The sequence below is a fragment of the Acidovorax sp. Q11 genome, from assembly GCF_054950075.1.
In genome coordinates, this window is sequence record NZ_JBUDZG010000006.1 from 88,453 (window position 1) to 104,745 (window position 16,293).

General features: G+C 66.6%; 12 protein-coding genes. 7 read left to right on the forward strand and 5 right to left on the reverse strand.

Translation table 11 applies throughout. The features are described from left to right. Window positions 1–17 precede the first annotated feature (17 nt). The 5 genes from pstA to phoR all read left to right on the forward strand — a co-directional run bounded on the left by pstA (window position 18) and on the right by phoR (window position 4,647). On the forward strand, window positions 18–872 hold the full coding sequence (pstA, locus tag ACYZGB_RS07420; protein ID WP_082836311.1) for a phosphate ABC transporter permease PstA: 855 nt from the start codon (window positions 18–20) through the stop codon (window positions 870–872). 61 nt (window positions 873–933) lie between these two features. Beyond that, window positions 934–1,716, forward strand: a complete 783-nt coding sequence (gene pstB / locus ACYZGB_RS07425) for a phosphate ABC transporter ATP-binding protein PstB (protein ID WP_094287903.1) — start codon at window positions 934–936, stop codon at window positions 1,714–1,716. A 12-nt stretch (window positions 1,717–1,728) separates the two neighbouring features. Then, window positions 1,729–2,430: a phosphate signaling complex protein PhoU gene (gene phoU / locus ACYZGB_RS07430; protein WP_094287905.1), complete on the forward strand. Its 702-nt coding sequence runs from the start codon at window positions 1,729–1,731 to the stop codon at window positions 2,428–2,430. Window positions 2,431–2,453: 23 nt separating this feature from the next. Beyond that, window positions 2,454–3,164 (forward strand): phosphate regulon transcriptional regulator PhoB, encoded by a 711-nt coding sequence (gene phoB / locus ACYZGB_RS07435; protein ID WP_108616849.1) that lies wholly within the window; start codon window positions 2,454–2,456, stop codon window positions 3,162–3,164. A 139-nt stretch (window positions 3,165–3,303) separates the two neighbouring features. Next, window positions 3,304–4,647, forward strand: coding sequence for a phosphate regulon sensor histidine kinase PhoR (gene phoR, locus ACYZGB_RS07440; protein WP_462387616.1), 1,344 nt, complete (start codon window positions 3,304–3,306; stop codon window positions 4,645–4,647). Here phoR and ACYZGB_RS07445 read toward each other — a convergent pair. From ACYZGB_RS07445 to trxA, 5 genes are all read right to left on the reverse strand, one after another. Then, on the reverse strand, window positions 4,601–5,968 hold the full coding sequence (locus ACYZGB_RS07445; RefSeq protein ID WP_462387617.1) for an MATE family efflux transporter: 1,368 nt from the start codon (window positions 5,966–5,968) through the stop codon (window positions 4,601–4,603). The genes phoR and ACYZGB_RS07445 overlap by 47 nt on opposite strands. After that, window positions 5,968–7,668: a hypothetical protein gene (locus tag ACYZGB_RS07450; protein WP_462387618.1), complete on the reverse strand. Its 1,701-nt coding sequence runs from the start codon at window positions 7,666–7,668 to the stop codon at window positions 5,968–5,970. The genes ACYZGB_RS07445 and ACYZGB_RS07450 overlap by 1 nt, the downstream gene beginning before the upstream one ends. A 108-nt stretch (window positions 7,669–7,776) precedes the next feature. Next, the gene (locus ACYZGB_RS07455; RefSeq protein WP_056163725.1) at window positions 7,777–8,031 is read right to left on the reverse strand and encodes a type B 50S ribosomal protein L31; all 255 of its coding nucleotides are present in this window, start codon (window positions 8,029–8,031) and stop codon (window positions 7,777–7,779) included. Between the two features lie 114 nt (window positions 8,032–8,145). After that, window positions 8,146–9,408 (reverse strand): transcription termination factor Rho, encoded by a 1,263-nt coding sequence (gene rho, locus ACYZGB_RS07460; protein WP_063459546.1) that lies wholly within the window; start codon window positions 9,406–9,408, stop codon window positions 8,146–8,148. A 271-nt stretch (window positions 9,409–9,679) separates the two neighbouring features. Beyond that, window positions 9,680–10,012 carry a thioredoxin TrxA gene (gene trxA, locus ACYZGB_RS07465; RefSeq protein WP_008906761.1) on the reverse strand — a complete coding sequence of 111 codons (333 nt, stop codon included), beginning with the start codon at window positions 10,010–10,012 and terminating at the stop codon, window positions 9,680–9,682. 109 nt (window positions 10,013–10,121) lie between these two features. Here trxA and ACYZGB_RS07470 point away from each other — a divergent pair, with 109 nt between their 5' ends. Further along, the gene (locus ACYZGB_RS07470) at window positions 10,122–12,719 is read left to right on the forward strand and encodes a PD-(D/E)XK nuclease family protein (protein WP_462387619.1); all 2,598 of its coding nucleotides are present in this window, start codon (window positions 10,122–10,124) and stop codon (window positions 12,717–12,719) included. After that, the gene (locus ACYZGB_RS07475; protein ID WP_462387620.1) at window positions 12,716–16,219 is read left to right on the forward strand and encodes a UvrD-helicase domain-containing protein; all 3,504 of its coding nucleotides are present in this window, start codon (window positions 12,716–12,718) and stop codon (window positions 16,217–16,219) included. The genes ACYZGB_RS07470 and ACYZGB_RS07475 overlap by 4 nt, the downstream gene beginning before the upstream one ends. The last annotated feature ends 74 nt before the right edge of the window (window positions 16,220–16,293 follow it).

A 16,293-nucleotide genomic window follows, 5' to 3' on the forward strand; every position in this document is an offset into this window, starting at 1 on the left:
CTATCGAGACAAGCTCCATGGAATTCAACCAACAACTCTACAAAAAGCGCCAGCGCTCCAACGCCATCGGTCTGACCCTGTCGCTGGGCGCCATGGTGCTGGGCCTGTTTGTGCTGCTCTGGATCCTGAGCGTGCTGCTGTCCAACGGCTTCGCTGCGCTGGACTGGAACATGTTCACCCAGTCCACGCCCGCTCCGGGCTCCGAAGGCGGTGGCCTGGCCAACGCCATCGTGGGCAGCCTGATGATGGTGGGCTTCACCGTGCTGGTGTCCACGCCCATTGGTGTGCTGGCGGGCGTGTACCTGGCCGAGTACAGCGGCCAGAGCAAAACGGCGGAGCTGACCCGCTTCGTGACCGACATCATGCTGTCGGCGCCGTCCATCGTGCTGGGGCTGTTCGTTTATGCGATCGCCGTAGCCACCGTGGGCAACTTCTCTGGCTGGGCCGGCAGCCTGGCTTTGTCGCTGATCGCCGTGCCCGTGGTGGTGCGCACCACCGAAAACATGCTGCGTCTGGTGCCTGGTAGCCTGCGTGAAGCAGCCTTTGCCCTGGGCGCCCCGCGCTGGAAGGTGTCCACCATGGTCACCTTGCGCGCTGCCCGCAGCGGCGTAATGACCGGCCTGCTGTTGGCCGTGGCCCGCATCAGTGGCGAGACAGCCCCCCTGCTGTTCACGGCGCTGAACAACCAGTTCTTCAGCACCAACATGAATGCGCCCATGGCCAACCTGCCCGTGGTGATCTTCCAGTTTGCGCTGAGCCCCTATGAAAACTGGGTGCGTCTGGCCTGGGGCGGCGCGCTGCTGATCACGCTCTCGGTGCTGATCCTCAACGTCGTTGCGCGAGTCTTCTTGCGCGAGAAAAACCGCGTCTGACCCGGCCCGCTGCCCTCACTGCAGACACTGACAAGACAGTCTCCATTTTCAGGAATTGACAATGAACGCCACCGCTACCGCCACTGCCAGCAAGAATGCGCTGGAGCTGCGCAACCTGAGCTTTTTTTACGGCAAGTTCCAGGGCCTGCGCAACGTGAGCCTCAACATCGCCGAACACAAGGTCACCGCCTTCATCGGCCCCTCGGGCTGCGGCAAGTCCACGCTGCTGCGCACGCTCAACCGCATGTACAGCCTGTACCCAGGCCAGCGCGCTGAGGGCTCCATCAACTTCTACGGCCAGGACATCCTGGACCCCAAGCAGGACATCAACCTGCTGCGCGCGCGCATCGGCATGGTGTTCCAGAAGCCCACGCCGTTTCCGATGTCCATCTACGACAACATCGCGTTTGGCGTGAAGCTCTATGAAAGCCTGAGCAAGAGCGAGATGGATGACCGCGTGGAATGGGCGCTGTCCAAGGCTGCACTGTGGACCGAAGTGAAGGACAAGCTGCACCAAAGCGGCCTGTCGCTGTCCGGCGGCCAGCAGCAGCGCCTGTGCATTGCGCGCAGCGTGGCGGTGAAGCCTTCGGTGCTGCTGCTCGACGAGCCCACCTCAGCGCTGGACCCGCTGTCCACCGCCAAGATCGAAGAGCTGATCGACGAACTCAAGCACGACTACACGATCGCTATCGTGACCCACAACATGCAGCAGGCTGCCCGCTGCAGCGACTACACCGCCTACATGTACCTCGGCGAGATGATCGAGTTCGGTGCCACCGAGCAGATCTTCTTCAAGCCCGAGCGCAAGGAAACCGAAGACTACATCACTGGCCGTTTCGGCTAAGGAGACAACGAGATGCCCGATAAACATCTTTCCTCGCAGTTCGACAGCGAACTCAACAGCGTCTCCGCCCGCGTCATGGAGATGGGCGGCCTCGTGGAGTCGCAGATCCGCCAGGCGGTCTACGCGCTTTCGCAGTTCAGCCTTGAGGCCGTGGACACCGTGGCTTCGATGGAGACCCGCATCAATGCGATGGAGGTCGAGATCGACCAGGAGCTGTCCTCCATCATCGCCCGCCGCCAACCCACCGCGCGCGACCTGCGCCTGCTCTTGGCCTTCTCCAAGGCCACGGCCAATCTGGAGCGCATGGGCGACGAAGCCAACAAGATGGCGCGCATGGTGCGCTCCATCATCGAGAGCGGCGCCCCGCGCTCGCTGCCGTCGAGCGATCTGCGCACCGCCGCCGAGCTGGCCTCGGGCCTGCTGCGCAAGACGCTGGACGCGTTTGCACGCCTGGATGTGAAGGCCGCCGTCGCCATCCTCAAGGAGGACGACCTCATCGACAAGGAGTTCGATGGCTTCGTGCGCAAGCTCATCACCTACATGATGGAAGACCCCCGCACCATCTCGCCCAGCCTGGATCTGCTGTTCCTGGCCAAGGCGATCGAGCGCATCGGAGACCATTCCAAGAACGTGGCCGAGCTGATCATCTATCTGGTCAAGGGCAAGGATGTGCGCCACACTGCCCTCGACGAGATCGAGTCGGCCGTGCTGTAAGAAGAAAGGGCTTTGGCAATACCATGAGAAAGCTCCCACGCGTCCTCATCGTCGAGGACGAACCCGCGATTGCCGAGCTGATTGCTGTCAATCTGCGCCACAACGGATTCCAGCCTTTCTGGGCAGAAGACGGCGACTCCGCTCAGCGCGAGCTCGACGCCGTGCTGCCGGACGTCATCCTGCTGGACTGGATGCTGCCCGGCCAAAGTGGCCTGTCACTGGCCCGCAAATGGCGCGCTGACAGCCGCACCAAGCCCATCCCTATTCTGATGCTCACCGCCCGTGGCGACGAGCCGGACAAGGTGGCGGGCCTGGACGCCGGTGCCGACGACTACATCACCAAGCCGTTCTCCACGCAGGAACTGCTGGCACGCATCCGCGCCGTGCTGCGCCGCCGCGCCCCTGAGCAGGTGAGTGACAGCGTGACGATTGGCGAGCTGGTGCTCGATGCAGCGACCTACCGCGTGTCGTTTCAGGCGCAGCCCCTGAAGGTGGGGCCCACCGAATTCAAGCTGCTGCACTTCTTGATGAAACACGCCGAGCGTGTGCACAGCCGGTCGCAGCTGCTGGACAAGGTGTGGGGCGACCACGTGTTCATTGAAGAGCGCACGGTGGATGTGCATGTGAAGCGCCTGCGCGAGGCGCTGGGCGGCGCATCGGTGATGGTGGAAACCGTGCGGGGCGCTGGCTACCGGCTCACGGCACAGCCACAGGTGCAATTGCAGCAGGCCTGAAGCGGTGTGAACGAACCCAGCTGGCCCGTGCCCCGGGCGGGCAGGGTTCCTGCACACCGTCTGAGCCGGTTCTCCTTGTGTTGTAAACGGGGCGCACGCGTTGCGCCCCTGGTGTTTTTGAAAAGGCTTTGCTGAGCGCATGCTGTGGCGAATAACGTATTTCCTGCTCTGGCAGATTGCGGGTGGGGGGCTGGGCTGGTGGGAGGGCGGCCCTTGGGGCGCAGCCCTCGGAGCCGCGCTGGCGGGCTGGGCCTGGTTTGTTTGGGATCTGCTGCGCGGCGTGCGCGTGCTGCGCTGGCTGCGTACGGGTGACCTGTCGGATGTGCCTGCCATGCGCGGCATCTGGGGCGAGGCGGCGGACCGCGCTCGGCGCCTGCTGCGCCGGCAGGAGGCGCTTGTCCGAGACAGCCAGGACCGGCTGCAGGAGATCCTGGCGGCGCTGCAGGCCTCGCCCAACGGCGTGGTGCTGCTCGATACGCAAGGCCGCATCGAATGGTGCAACCAGATGGCGGCAAGCCAGTTTGGCTTTGATGCCCAGCGCGATGTGATGCAGTCCATTGGCAACCTGTTACGCAACCCCGAGTTCACGGCCTACTTCGCGGCCAAGGATTTCTCCAGCGACGTGGTGCTGGAGGGGCGGCTGAGCACGCCCTCGCGTCCGGTGCGTATCTCGGTGCACCTGCATCCGTATGGTGACGGGCGCACCCTATTGCTTTCACGCGACGTCACGGCGCTGGAGCAGGCCGACGCCATGCGACGCGACTTCGTGGCCAACGTGTCGCACGAGATCCGCACACCCCTCACCGTGCTCACGGGTTTTGTCGAAACCCTGCAGACCCTGCCCCTGAGTTCCGATGAGCGTTCCCGCTATCTGGGCATGATGGCGCAGCAGGCCCAGCGCATGCAAAGCGTGGTGCAGGACCTGCTCACGCTGTCGCGTCTGGAGGGCAGCCCGCTGCCCGGCATGGCCGAATGGACGCCCGTGCAGTCGCTGATGCAGCGCTGCGAGGAAGAGGGCCGGGCGTTGTCGGCGCTGCTCACGCAGAACCAGCAACGCACGCACGAGATTCGCTTCCCGGCAGCCGAGGCCTTGCGCAGCGAGGGCGAGATTGCCGGTGTGCCCACCGAGTTGCAAAGCGCCTTGTCCAACCTGGTCAACAACGCCGTGCGTTACACGCCCGCCGGCGGCTCCATTGCCGTGGTGTGGGCGCGCAAGGAAGACGGCGGTGCCGTGTTTTCTGTGCAGGACACCGGCCCCGGCATTGCGCCCGAACACATTCCGCGCCTGACGGAGCGTTTTTACCGTGTGGACCGCAGCCGCTCGCGCGAGACGGGCGGCACGGGCCTGGGGCTGGCCATCGTCAAGCATGTGCTGCAGCGCCACGGCGCCACGCTCGACATTTCCAGCACCCTGGGCAAGGGCTCGGTGTTTTCGGTCACCTTCCCGGCAAACCGGCTGCGTGGTTTTGCCCTGCCGGGGTGATGGCCCGCCAGAGCATGGCCATGAACAGGGCGGCGGTGACCACAAGAGCAACGGCGCTGGCCGCCCAGAACAGGGTGGGCGAAGGGGCCTGCGCCCAGGGGCCGTGGTCAGCGTAGGCCAGCCAGTAGCCACCGCCCAGGCCCGCACCCCACAGCAGGGTGCAGTACACGGCCAGTGGGGCCAGGGTGACGCGGTAGCAGCGCAGCACAAACACACACAGGGTCTGCAGCGCGTCGGCCGCGTGGTAGGCGGCGACCCACACCAGCACGCCCCCGGTCATCGCCACCACGCTGGCGTTGGCCGAGTACACACTCCCTATATGATCTTTTGCTATCAATAATATAGCTGAAAAGGCAATACCAGCGGGCGCAGAGAGCTTAAAACCTATAAAAACCACCTTGCGCGCCTGCGCCGGGTTGCCTGCACCCAGCCAGTAGCTGACGCGCGCGCTGGTGGCGATGGCCAATGACAGCGGCACCATGTAGAGCACGGCCGCCAGATTGGCTGCAATCTGGTGCGCTGCAGATGCCGTGGTGCCCTGGCGTGCGATGAAAAGAGCCATCAGCGTGAATGACGTCACCTCGACCATCACCGCCAGGCCCGCCGGAATGCCCAGCCGCGCAAAGCCTGCTATGGTGGGCCAGTGGGGCGGCTCCATACGCCGCCACAGGCCCAGGGGTTCGTAGAGGTCCTGGGTGCGCAGCAGCCAGATGGCCAAGGCCAGCATGCTGCAGTTGACGACCAGCGTGGCCCAGGCGCAGCCCACCACGCCCTGCGCGGGCAGGCCCGCACCGCCAAACGTGAACCACACCGACAGCGGCAGCTTGATGAACAGCGAGCCCACCTGCAGCCAGGTCACCAGCTGGGGCCTGCCCAGGGCCTGGTTCAGGGTGCTGTAGATGCGGAACAGCAGGGCCGGGGGCAGCGCGAGCGCCAGCACGGCCAGGTAGTTCTCCACGTCGGGCTGCAGGGCGGCTGGCACATCGGTCCAGCGCAGGATGGGCCCGGGCGAGAGCAGGATGGCCATGCCCGCCACCGAGGCGGCACCACACAGGTACAGGGCCTGGCGCAGTGAGCGGCCCACCCCCTCGGTTTCGCGTGCGCCGCGCTGTTCTGCCCACACGGGCAACAGCGCCTGCAGCACACCAATCAGCGCCACATACACGCTGATGAAGATGGCCGACCCTACTGACAGCGCGGCCAGCGAGGCTTCGCTGTAGCGGCCGGCCACGATGGTGTCCGTCACGCCAAAGGCCATGACAGCCAGTTGCCCGGCCAGCACCGTGAGGGCATGCCGGGTGATGGTGGAGCGCTCGGACATCAGTGCGCCGGGCCTTTGCGGCGCAGCAGCAGCAGGTGGTCGTTCTTGTCGGTGGGGCGGGGCAGGGTGGCCTTGAGCTCCCACAAGGCAGCGTTGACCATGCGCTCGGACGCGGGCCAGGACGCAATGTCTGCCAGCAGCCACAGGCATTCGTCCTGCAGGCCCGCCCGTTGTAGCGAGAGCTGGCCGTGGTACTGCAGCGCGGCCACCTGGGCGCGGCTCAGCCCCACCGTCTGAATACATCCAGGCTCGGGCCCCATTGCTGCCAATACGCTGCGCACCTGGGGGGTGTAGCTGCGCGCGTAGTCCAGCAGCGGCAGCCACAGCGTCATCAGCAGCACCCAGCCCAGGGCGGCGCCCCCGGCGGGCAGCACCAGGCTCTTCCAGATCGGGGCACGGTTGCGGGACGCGCGCCACCAGACCAGCCCACACCAGCCCACGGTGGCAGCCAGCGCCACCGCCAGCGCCAGGGCTGAAAACTGGGGCACAAAGCCCGGAGCCAGCTTGGCCACATTGGCGGCGGGCTTGGCGGGCACGCCGGTCTGCATGGCGATCCAGATCACCCAGATCGCCAGCGCTGACACGGTGAAGAACAGCAGTGTGAACCAGTCGATCAGGGCACCCACGCTGCGGCGCAGGGTGGGCAGCGCAAACGCGGCCAGCGCGGCCAGTGCGGGCAGGCCTAGTAACAGGGCGCGGTCCGCAGGCTGGGTGGTGAGGGTGGCGGCGATCGACACGACCGTGAAGCCCAGGGGCAGCAGCAGGTGCCGGTGGCCCTGGCGGCTCACGATCTGCTTGCGCCAGCGCCACAGGGTCCATAGCGCCAGCGGCCAGGCGGGCCAGCCAAACCATATCAGCAGGCGCACCAGGCTTTGCCATTCCTTCCCACCCGCACCACCACCCACAATGCGCCAGCGCCACAGGTCCAGCGCCCAGGCTGCCCAGGCCGCCAGCAGCGTGACGGCCAGCAGGCCCAGCGCCCAGGGCCAGCGGCGGTCGGTGCTGCTGCCAGGGGCCAGCACCACCAGCGCCATGCTGCCGATGCCCAGCATCGCGGCCAGGGCGGGTGCCCCCGCCAGCGTCAGCCCGAGCAGGCCCACCACCAGCGCCACGGCAGGTGCCACGGTGCGGTGGGGCATGGCGGCCACGGCAAAAAAGAGCAGCGCAGTGCAGCTGAGCTGCACCAGATAGCTGGTGGTTTCGTGCGACAGCTGGGCCAGCCCCAGGCAGGCGATCAAGGCCAGCAGTGCGCCATCGGCAATCGCACGGGCATAGTCAAGCGGGGGGGCCTCGCCACCAAACGCAAACGCCACGGGCTGGGCTCCCGGGCTGCGCGCCAGGTAGTACACACCGTACCAGGTCGCGATGAGTGTGAGGGCCAGCAGCCCGGCAAACGGAATGCGCACGGCCATCTCGACCGACAGCCAGGAGGGTGCGATCTGCATGGCCCAGGCACCCAGCCAGTAGGGCAGCAGTCCCTCGGTTTCAGGTGGCATGCCACCCAGCAGGGGGGAGAGCCATGGCGTGCGGCCCTGGGCCAGTTCCAGCATGTAGCCAAACGCCGTGACATCGGCATTCTTCCAGGGGTCACGCCCGACAAAGCCCGGCACCACATAGGCAATGCACAGCAGCAGCAATGCCCAGCGTGGAAGCGGGCTTACGGCATTCTGGGTAACGATGGCAGGGGTGGGTGGGGTCACGCGTCAGTGGGCAGCAATGCGAAGAGCCACCGAGAATAAGGGCAAAAACAAAGAAAAAGGCAGCCCGGTTGCCCGGGCTGCCTTTTTGGCGGGAACGCAGGAGGCGAATTACTTCGCTGCGGTCTTGCCGAAACGGTTGCGGAAGCGCTCCACGCGGCCACCCATGTTGTCCACGGACTTTTGCGTGCCGGTGTAGAAGGGGTGCGATTCAGAAGAGGTGTCCAGCTTGAACAGCGGGTATTCCTTGCCTTCGAAGGTCTCGGTTTCCTTCGTGTTCACGCACGAACGGGTCACGAACTTGAAACCGTTGGACAGGTCCGAGAACAGGACTTCGCGGTAGTTGGGGTGAATGCCTTCTTTCATGATCAATCCTTGTCAAGTGCGGGAGCCGTGCGGGACCCGGTGCAACCTTTGCGCCGTGGAACATCCAGCGTACTTTCCGCAGAAAAAGCTCTCTATTATGGCATAGGCCGAGAGTCAGCCCCCGCGCCGCATCATGTCGAAGAAGTCCACATTCGTTTTTGTGGCCTTCATGTTCTTGATCATGAGTTCCATCGACTCGATCTCGTCCATGTTGTACATGAACTGGCGCAGGATGCGGGTCTTTTGCAGGATCTCGGGCGCCAGCAGCAGCTCTTCGCGGCGCGTGCCGCTCTTGTTGAGCTCAATGGCGGGGAACACGCGCTTCTCGTACAGGCGGCGGTTCAGGTGGATTTCGCAGTTGCCCGTGCCCTTGAATTCTTCAAAGATCACTTCGTCCATGCGGCTGCCGGTGTCGACCAGCGCGGTGGCGATGATGGTGAGCGAGCCACCTTCCTCGACCTTGCGGGCGGCGCCGAAGAAGCGCTTGGGGCGCTGCAGCGCAGCGGCATCCACACCGCCGGACAGCACCTTGCCGCTCGACGGCACGACGTTGTTGTAGGCGCGGGCCAGGCGGGTGATGGAGTCCAGCAGGATCACCACATCCTTCTTCAGTTCAACCAGGCGCTTGGCGCGCTCGATCACCATCTCGGCCACATGCACGTGGCGGGCGGCGGGCTCGTCGAAGGTGGAGGCGATGATTTCGCCCTTCACCGTGCGCTGCATTTCGGTCACTTCTTCGGGGCGCTCGTCCACCAGCAGCACCATCAGGTGCACGTCGGGGTTGTTGGCCGTGATGGCGTGGGCGATGTGCTGCATCATCACCGTCTTGCCGCTCTTGGGCGGTGCCACGATCAGCGCGCGCTGGCCGCGGCCGATGGGGGCGATGATGTCGATGATGCGGCCGGTGATGTTCTCTTCGCCCTTGATCTCGCGTTCCAGGCGCATCTGCTCCTTGGGGAACAGGGGCGTCAGGTTTTCGAACATCACCTTGTGCTTGTTCTGCTCCGGTGGGCCGCCGTTGACGGCGTCGAGCTTGGTCAGAGCAAAGTAGCGCTCGCCGTCCTTGGGCGTGCGTACTTCGCCTTCAATCATGTCGCCGGTATGCAGGTTGAAGCGGCGCACCTGGCTGGGGCTGATGTAGATGTCGTCCGTACTCGCCGTGAAGCTGGTGTCAGGGCTGCGCAAGAAGCCGAAGCCGTCAGGCAGGATTTCCAGCACGCCATCCGCAAACACCTGCTCGCCCGCCTTGGCGCGCTTCTTGATGATGGCAAACATCAGCTCCTGTTTGCGCATCCGACCCGTGTTTTCGATTTCGAGTTCTTCGGCTTGCTTCAGGACTTCAGACACGTGCAGTGCCTTGAGTTCGTTTAAGTGCATGGAATGACTCCTTGGCGGAGCTGGTAAGAATCTTGGGGGAGGGGGCTGGTGCCGGAAGGGCTGCTGTTTGCAGGCCCGGCCCGCCGGGGATCTTGGTCCGGCTGCCAATGCGTGCAGGCCGGTGATCGAGAGGAATTATGACAGGAAAAAAAGCAGGTGCTTCAGGAGTGTGCTATGGGCCGATGCTTGCACCGGCACTCTGGCGCCGCGTGCACGCCAGATGCACCCAAAAAAATGCCCCGCAGGCAGCGCACCAGCGGGGCTTGGGGGATCAGGCCAGTTGCTGATCGATGAAGGCGGTCAGTTGCGCCTTGCTCATCGCGCCGACCTTGGTGGCGGCCAGTTGGCCATCCTTGAACAACATCAGGGTGGGGATGCCGCGGATGCCGAACTTGGCGGGGATCTCGCGGTTTTCGTCCACATTCATCTTGGCGATCTGCAGCTTGCCTTGGTAGGTGCCTGCGACTTCGTCCAGGATGGGGGCAATCATCTTGCAGGGGCCGCACCACTCGGCCCAGTAGTCCACCAGCACGGCGGAGCCGGGTTGGAGCACGTCGGCTTCAAAACTGGCGTCAGAGACATGTTTGATGAGTTCGCTGGCCATGGCGGATTCCTTGATATTGGGCGGGTTGAGACCGGTGTACGTTTAAAGTCAGGGCATTGTGACAGAAACCAATCCCCCATTCACCGGTATGGCCGGGGCTTGCGACGCTATGACTGTCATAGCGAAAAGCGATCATGGCGCAGGCTGGAGCATGGGCCTGTGGCAGCGCGCATTGGCCCAGGTGGCCGCCCATGCCTGCGCCCAGGGTGCCCACCTGGCACGCACCGTGGTGCTGGTGCCCTACGCCCAGCTCATGCCCTGGGCCCAGCGCCACTGGGCGCTGCAGTTTCCGCAAGGCTTTGCGCCGCGCTTTGAAACCACCCGCAACTGGGCGCGACAGTTACAGGTGTTTGAGCCTTCGGCCGACGACTTTGCGGGCGACGTGGCGCGCGACACCCTCACGGCCCGCGCCTTGCTCGATCGTGTGGGGCAGGGCGCCCAGCGCGAGATGCTGGCTACGCCCTTGCAAGAAGCCGCCGCCCAACTGGCTCCCGCCGTGGCCGCTGTGCCCCCCGCGCAACGCGCCGCCTGGGGCGACGAGGCCCGCAAACTGCTGGCTACCGCCGACGAGGGCAGCAGCCTGCATTACGAAGCCCTGGTGGCGCGCCTGGCGCTGGAATGGGTGCTGGCCTCGCGCTACGCCACCGATGTGCTGTTCGAGCCTGGTGTGCGCGCGGCGGTGGATGCGCTGGTGGTACTCGAAGGTTTTCAATCCGACGCGCTGCCCCAGGCCCTGCTGGCCCATTGGGGCGAGCAGGGGGCTTGCGTTGCACTGCCAGCATTGGTCGATGAAGCTCTGGCGCCACCCCACCGCGCTCTGCATGCCGCCACCGATGCCGAAGACGAAGCCCACCGCGCCGCCGCCCGCGTGTTGGCCCATGTGCGCGATGGCCGGGTGCCCGTGGCGCTGGCTGCTACCGACCGGGCGTTGATCCGCCGCGTGCTGGCCCACCTGGACAGCAGCGGTGTGCTGGTGCGCGATGAAAGTGGCTGGATTCTCTCGACCACACGCGCCGCTTCGCGGGTCATGGCCACGCTGCAGGCTGCGGCGTGGAACGCCTCTTCCAACGTAGTGCTGGACTGGATCAAACACACCCCTGCGCTGATGTCGGGCGAGGTGAACCGCCTGGAGCAATGGCTGCGCAAGGGCGTGGTGCAGCACTGGAGCGCTGCCGCCGCCCGCGACCTGAGCGCCCAGCCCCACCTGGCCCGCACCGTGGCCACCGTGGAGGCCTGGCGCGACACCCTGTGCACTGCGCGCCCGCTGGCGCAGTGGCTGCTCGCCCTGCGCGCTGTGCTGGAGCAAGTCGGCCAGTGGCAAGCCCTGCAGGCCGACCCGGCTGGCATGCGCGTGCTGGCGGCCCTGCGCCTGCAAGACGGCCAGCAGGCCGAGCTGGACGCCTGGGGCGACAGCGCGGGCCGCCGCATGGCGCTGGCCGAGTTCACCCGCTGGGTCAAAGACGTGCTTGAAGCCGGGCGCTATGTGGCCGCGCAGGCGGCCGATGCCCCCGTGGTTGTGCTGCCGCTGCCCCAGCTGCTGGCCCGCCCCTTTGCCGCCGCCGTGCTGCCGGGCTGCGATGAAAAGCGTTTGCAAGCCGCACCTGAACCATCAGGCGACTGGTCGCAGGCCCAGCGCGAGGCCTGGGGCCTGCCCACACGCCAGTCGTTGGAGGCCGCCCAGCGGGCAGCCTGGGCCCACGCCCTGCGCACGCCCGTGGTGGATGTGCTGTGGCGCACCGGCGACGAGGGCGGCGAGCCCCTGCTGGCCAGCGCCCTGGTGCTGGCCCTGCAACTGGATGGCGCCGCTATACCCGGCACGGACGACCGTGCGGCCCGCGCAGTGGCTGCCACGCCCACGCTGCGCCCCCAGCCCGTGGGCCAGGCGCTGCCGGTGGAACACCTGTCGTCCACCGCGTATTCCGACCTGCGCCACTGCCCCTACCGCTTCTTTGCCCAGCGCCAACTGGGCCTGCGCGAGGCCGACGAGCTGGACGCCGAGGTGGACAAGCGCGACTTTGGCACCTGGCTGCACGCGGTACTGCAGCAGTTTCACGAGGCTTTGCTGGCCGACCCGACCGACCACGCGGAGGAGCGCCGCGCCCGCATGGACGCCGCCGCCGAGGCTGTCACCCACGAGCAGCGGTTGCAAGACGGCGACTTCCTGCCCTTTGCCGCTGGCTGGGCGCAACTGCGCGATGGCTATCTGCAGTGGCTGGCCGGGCATGAGCAGCAGGGCGCCAGCTTCCGCCAGGCCGAGGTCAAGTCGCGCCAGCCGCTGGGTGACCTGGAGCTGGTTGGCACCCTCGACCGCATCGATGGCGTCTCGTCCACCGGCGAGCCCACGGTGCTGGTGATCGACTACAAAACCGAAAGCGACAGCGTGACCCGCCAGCGCATCAAGTCCGGGGCGGAGGACACGCAACTGGCCTTCTACGCCGCCCTGCTGAGCCACGACACCCTGCGCGCTGCCTACGTCAACGTGGGCGAGCGTGGCGAGACGCAAATGCACGAACAGGACGAAGTGGTGCACCTGCGCGATGTGCTGATCGAAGGCATCCAGCACGACATGGCCCGCATCGCCGCCGGTGCGCCGCTGCCCGCGCTGGGGGAGGGCTCGGTGTGTGACTACTGCGCCGTGCGTGGCCTGTGCCGCAAAGACTACTGGGCGGACGCTGAACAGGCGTTGCCCGCGCAAGAGACGCCATGACCGTCAGCATTCCACAATCCACCCAGGCCGCTTACGAACACAACGGCCGTCCCGTCTCGCGCGAGGCCTTCTACGCCATTGCCTGCGACCCCGCGCGCAGCGTGGCCGTGGAGGCCTGCGCCGGTGCGGGCAAGACCTGGATGCTGGTTTCGCGCATGCTGCGCGCGCTGCTCGACGGCTGCGCGCCGCACGAGATCCTGGCCATCACCTTCACCAAGAAGGCGGCCGGGGAGATGCGCCAGCGTTTGCAGGAGTGGCTGGAGCAATTCAGCCACAAGCCGCTGGAGGAACTCACGGCCGAGCTGATTGCAAGGGGAATCAGCCCCCAGGGCGCACTGGAAAAGCGCGAGGCGCTACAAAATCTATACCGCCAGCTGCTCACTGCGGGCCGCCCGGTGCAAATCCGCACCTTCCACAGCTGGTTTGCCGCGCTCCTGGGCACGGCGCCGCTGGCGCTGCTGCAACAACAAGGCCTGCCCGCGCACTTTGAGCTGCTCGAAGACGATGCCGAGGCCGTGCGCGAGGTGTGGCCCCCGTTCTTGCAGACTGTGGCTGAGAGCGCCAGCCTGCGCGCCGACTACGAAGCCGTGGTGGCCCGCCACGGCCGCTCGCAAACGCACAAGGCCCTGGCGGCGGCGCTGGCCAAGCGGGTGGAGTTCGATCTGGCCGACGAGGCAGGTGTGGTGGATGCCTCGGTGCCGCCGTTCCAGCAGGCCTACCCCGAACTGGCCGCGTTGGCAGAGCCCTCTGATGCCTTGCAGACCGACGCTGCTCTTCAGCGCTGGCGCAGCCGTGCCAGCGCGCTGGGCGCCGAGACCAACAAGACCCCCCAAAAGGCGGCCGACGCCATCATCGACGCGCTGGCCTGCCCAGACCTGAACCAGCGCCTGGACATGCTGCGCAAGGCGATGTTCGTCGCCAAGGAGGACCGCCTCTCCAAGAGCCTCGAGAAGTTCCCCACCGCGCAAGAAGCCGAGCCCGAGCTTCAGCGCCTGCTCACCGCACGCCGCCAGCACGAGGCCTGGCAGCATCAGCAGCGCATGGCCCGGCTGGCGCGCTGCCTGATCGCGCAGTTTGCCGCCGTCAAGCAGCAGCATGGCTGGGTGGACATGAACGATGTGGAGCGCACCGCCCTGGTCATGCTGGCCGACCCCATCCTCTCAGGCTGGGTGCAGGAGCGGCTCGATGCCCGCATCCGCCATCTGCTGGTCGATGAGTTCCAGGACACCAACCCGCTACAGTGGCAGGCGCTGCACGCCTGGCTGTCGGGCTATGCGGGCTCGGGTGGCGGGTCTGCCGCGCCCAGCGTGTTCATCGTGGGCGACCCCAAGCAGAGCATCTACCGCTTTCGCCGCGCCGAGCCGCAGGTGTTCATCGCCGCGCAGGCCTTTGTGCGTGATGGGCTGGGCGGCGACCTGCTGAGCTGCGACCACACACGCCGCAACGCGCAGGGCGTGATCGGCGCCGTCAACGCCGTGATGGGCGAGGCCCAGGCGCAGCACGAAACGAGTGGCTTTCGCGACCACACCACCGAATCCAAACACCCCGGCCAGTTGCTGCGCCTGCCCGCTATCACCGATGCGGACGACGACAACCAAGGCGCAGCCCGCGACGCCCTGGCCTGGCGCGACAGCCTGACCGAACCCCGCCACGAGGCCGAAGAAACCCAGCGCATGCGCGAATGCACCCAGGCCGCCGCCTGGGTGGCCGCGCAGATTGTCAGCGGCACGCCGCCCAAAGAGGTGCTGGTGCTGGCCCGCAAGCGCGACCGCCTGGCCAGCATGCAAGACGCCCTGCGCGCCCTGCATCTGCCCTGTGTGCAGCCCGAAAAAGCCGACCTGTTCGACGCGCCCGAGGTGCAGGACATGGTGGCGCTGATTGACGTGCTGGTTTCGCCCACACATGACTTGTCTTTGGCCCGCGCGCTCAAGTCGCCCCTGTTCGGCCTGGGCGACGAGGCCCTGGTGGCCCTGGCCACGCTGCGCCGCCAGAGCGAGCATGCGGGCAGCAGTTGGCTTGATTTGCTATCAAAAAGTGAGCTATCAGGGAATGATCATCAGGCGGTAGGGGCTGTTTTGACCCAATACCAGGCCTGGGTGGGCAGCCTGCCGCCGCACGATGCGCTGCATGCCATCTATGAGCATGGCGATGTGCTGGCCCGCTTTGCCGCCGCCGCCCCGGTCACCCAGCGCCAGGCAGTACAGGCCAACTTGCGCGCGCTGCTGGCCGCATCGCTGCAGCACGATGGCGGCCGCTACCTCACGCCCTATGCCTTTGTGCGGGCCATGAAGAAGGGCGGCGTGCGCGCGCCCGGCCGGGCCGATGCACAGGCCATCCGCCTGCTGACGGTGCACGGCGCCAAGGGGCTGGAAGCCGACTGCGTGCTGCTGCTGGACACCGACACCCGCCCGCAAAAAGCCGAGACCATGGGCGTGCTGGTGGATTGGCCCGGCGAGCAGACCGTGCCCTCGGCCTTCGTCTTTCTGGCCAGCGAATCGACCCCCCCGCCTAGTGCCGAAGCCGCGCTGGCCGCTGAGCAGCAGGCCCGCAGCCGCGAGGAGCTGAACATGCTTTACGTGGCGATGACGCGCGCGAAACACTGCCTGGCGCTGTCATCCGTGTTGCCCAGCAATTCGGCGCCGGGCAGTTGGTGGAACCGGCTGGCACCACTGGTCACCGAGGTGGACGCGGGCACGGCCCCGGCACCTGCCGCCGGGGCCGGGGCGACCCCCGATACCTTCACCATCGCCGCGCTGCAACCCTTGCCCGAGGCCCTGCAAAGCGCCCGCACCAAACCGGGTGCTGCAGCCGCCGACCCCAATGGCGCCACGCCCGTGGCCATGCCCGGCGATGGCGACTCCACGCCGCTGTCCCGCCAGGGCGATGCCATGCACCAGCTGCTGGAGCAGGCCGGTGTGGCCGGTGCCCCGCTGGCCGATCTGCGTGCCCACGGCTGGCCTGCTGCGCGCATCGCCCGGTTGGCCAGCGACCATGACATCACCCCCGCCGCCGCCGAGCTGGCCGCGCGCATGGCACAGGGCATCCTGGCCGGGGAGGGGGCCTGGGCCTGGGACCCAGCCCAGGTACAGACCGCCATCAACGAAGCCCCGCTGCACTACCAGGGCCAGAGCCTGCGCATCGACCGCCTGGTGTTGCGCCGCGCAGCACATGCCGACGACGCAGCGGCAGGCTGGTGGGTGCTGGATTACAAAAGCGCCGCCCAGCCCCAGCGCCAGCAGACGCTGGTGGCGCAACTGCAGCGCTACCGCGAAGCCGTTTCGGTGCTGATGCCGGGCGAGGCCGTGTACGCCGCTTTCCTCACAGGCGATGGGCGGTTGGTGGCAGTGGGCGAAGCGCCCAGTGCGGGAGGGGCATCGGCCGCCCATGCGCCTGCGGTGGGGCATACTCTCGCCCCCGCTGCGCCGGTCGCCCTGGCAAAGCCCGAGCGCGCCCGTGCTGCGCCGGGGCCTGCGGACTCTCCGCAAGGCTCCTTGTTTTGACCGGTCCTGCCGGTCCCCACGCAGCGCAACGCCCCATTTTTTAAGCAAGGCCTCCCGTGTCTCACACCCTTCCT

What these genes read in the sequence shown, in the direction of transcription:
- phoB (WP_108616849.1), top strand. Translation starts at nt 2,454, where the DNA reads ATGAGAAAGCTCCCACGCGTCCTCATCGTCGAGGACGAACCCGCGATT.
- rho (WP_063459546.1), bottom strand. Translation starts at nt 9,408, where the DNA reads ATGCACTTAAACGAACTCAAGGCACTGCACGTGTCTGAAGTCCTGAAG.
- ACYZGB_RS07455 (WP_056163725.1), bottom strand. Translation starts at nt 8,031, where the DNA reads ATGAAAGAAGGCATTCACCCCAACTACCGCGAAGTCCTGTTCTCGGAC.
- pstB (WP_094287903.1), top strand. Translation starts at nt 934, where the DNA reads ATGAACGCCACCGCTACCGCCACTGCCAGCAAGAATGCGCTGGAGCTG.
- ACYZGB_RS07470 (WP_462387619.1), top strand. Translation starts at nt 10,122, where the DNA reads ATGACTGTCATAGCGAAAAGCGATCATGGCGCAGGCTGGAGCATGGGC.
- pstA (WP_082836311.1), top strand. Translation starts at nt 18, where the DNA reads ATGGAATTCAACCAACAACTCTACAAAAAGCGCCAGCGCTCCAACGCC.
- phoU (WP_094287905.1), top strand. Translation starts at nt 1,729, where the DNA reads ATGCCCGATAAACATCTTTCCTCGCAGTTCGACAGCGAACTCAACAGC.
- ACYZGB_RS07475 (WP_462387620.1), top strand. Translation starts at nt 12,716, where the DNA reads ATGACCGTCAGCATTCCACAATCCACCCAGGCCGCTTACGAACACAAC.
- trxA (WP_008906761.1), bottom strand. Translation starts at nt 10,012, where the DNA reads ATGGCCAGCGAACTCATCAAACATGTCTCTGACGCCAGTTTTGAAGCC.
- phoR (WP_462387616.1), top strand. Translation starts at nt 3,304, where the DNA reads ATGCTGTGGCGAATAACGTATTTCCTGCTCTGGCAGATTGCGGGTGGG.
- ACYZGB_RS07445 (WP_462387617.1), bottom strand. Translation starts at nt 5,968, where the DNA reads ATGTCCGAGCGCTCCACCATCACCCGGCATGCCCTCACGGTGCTGGCC.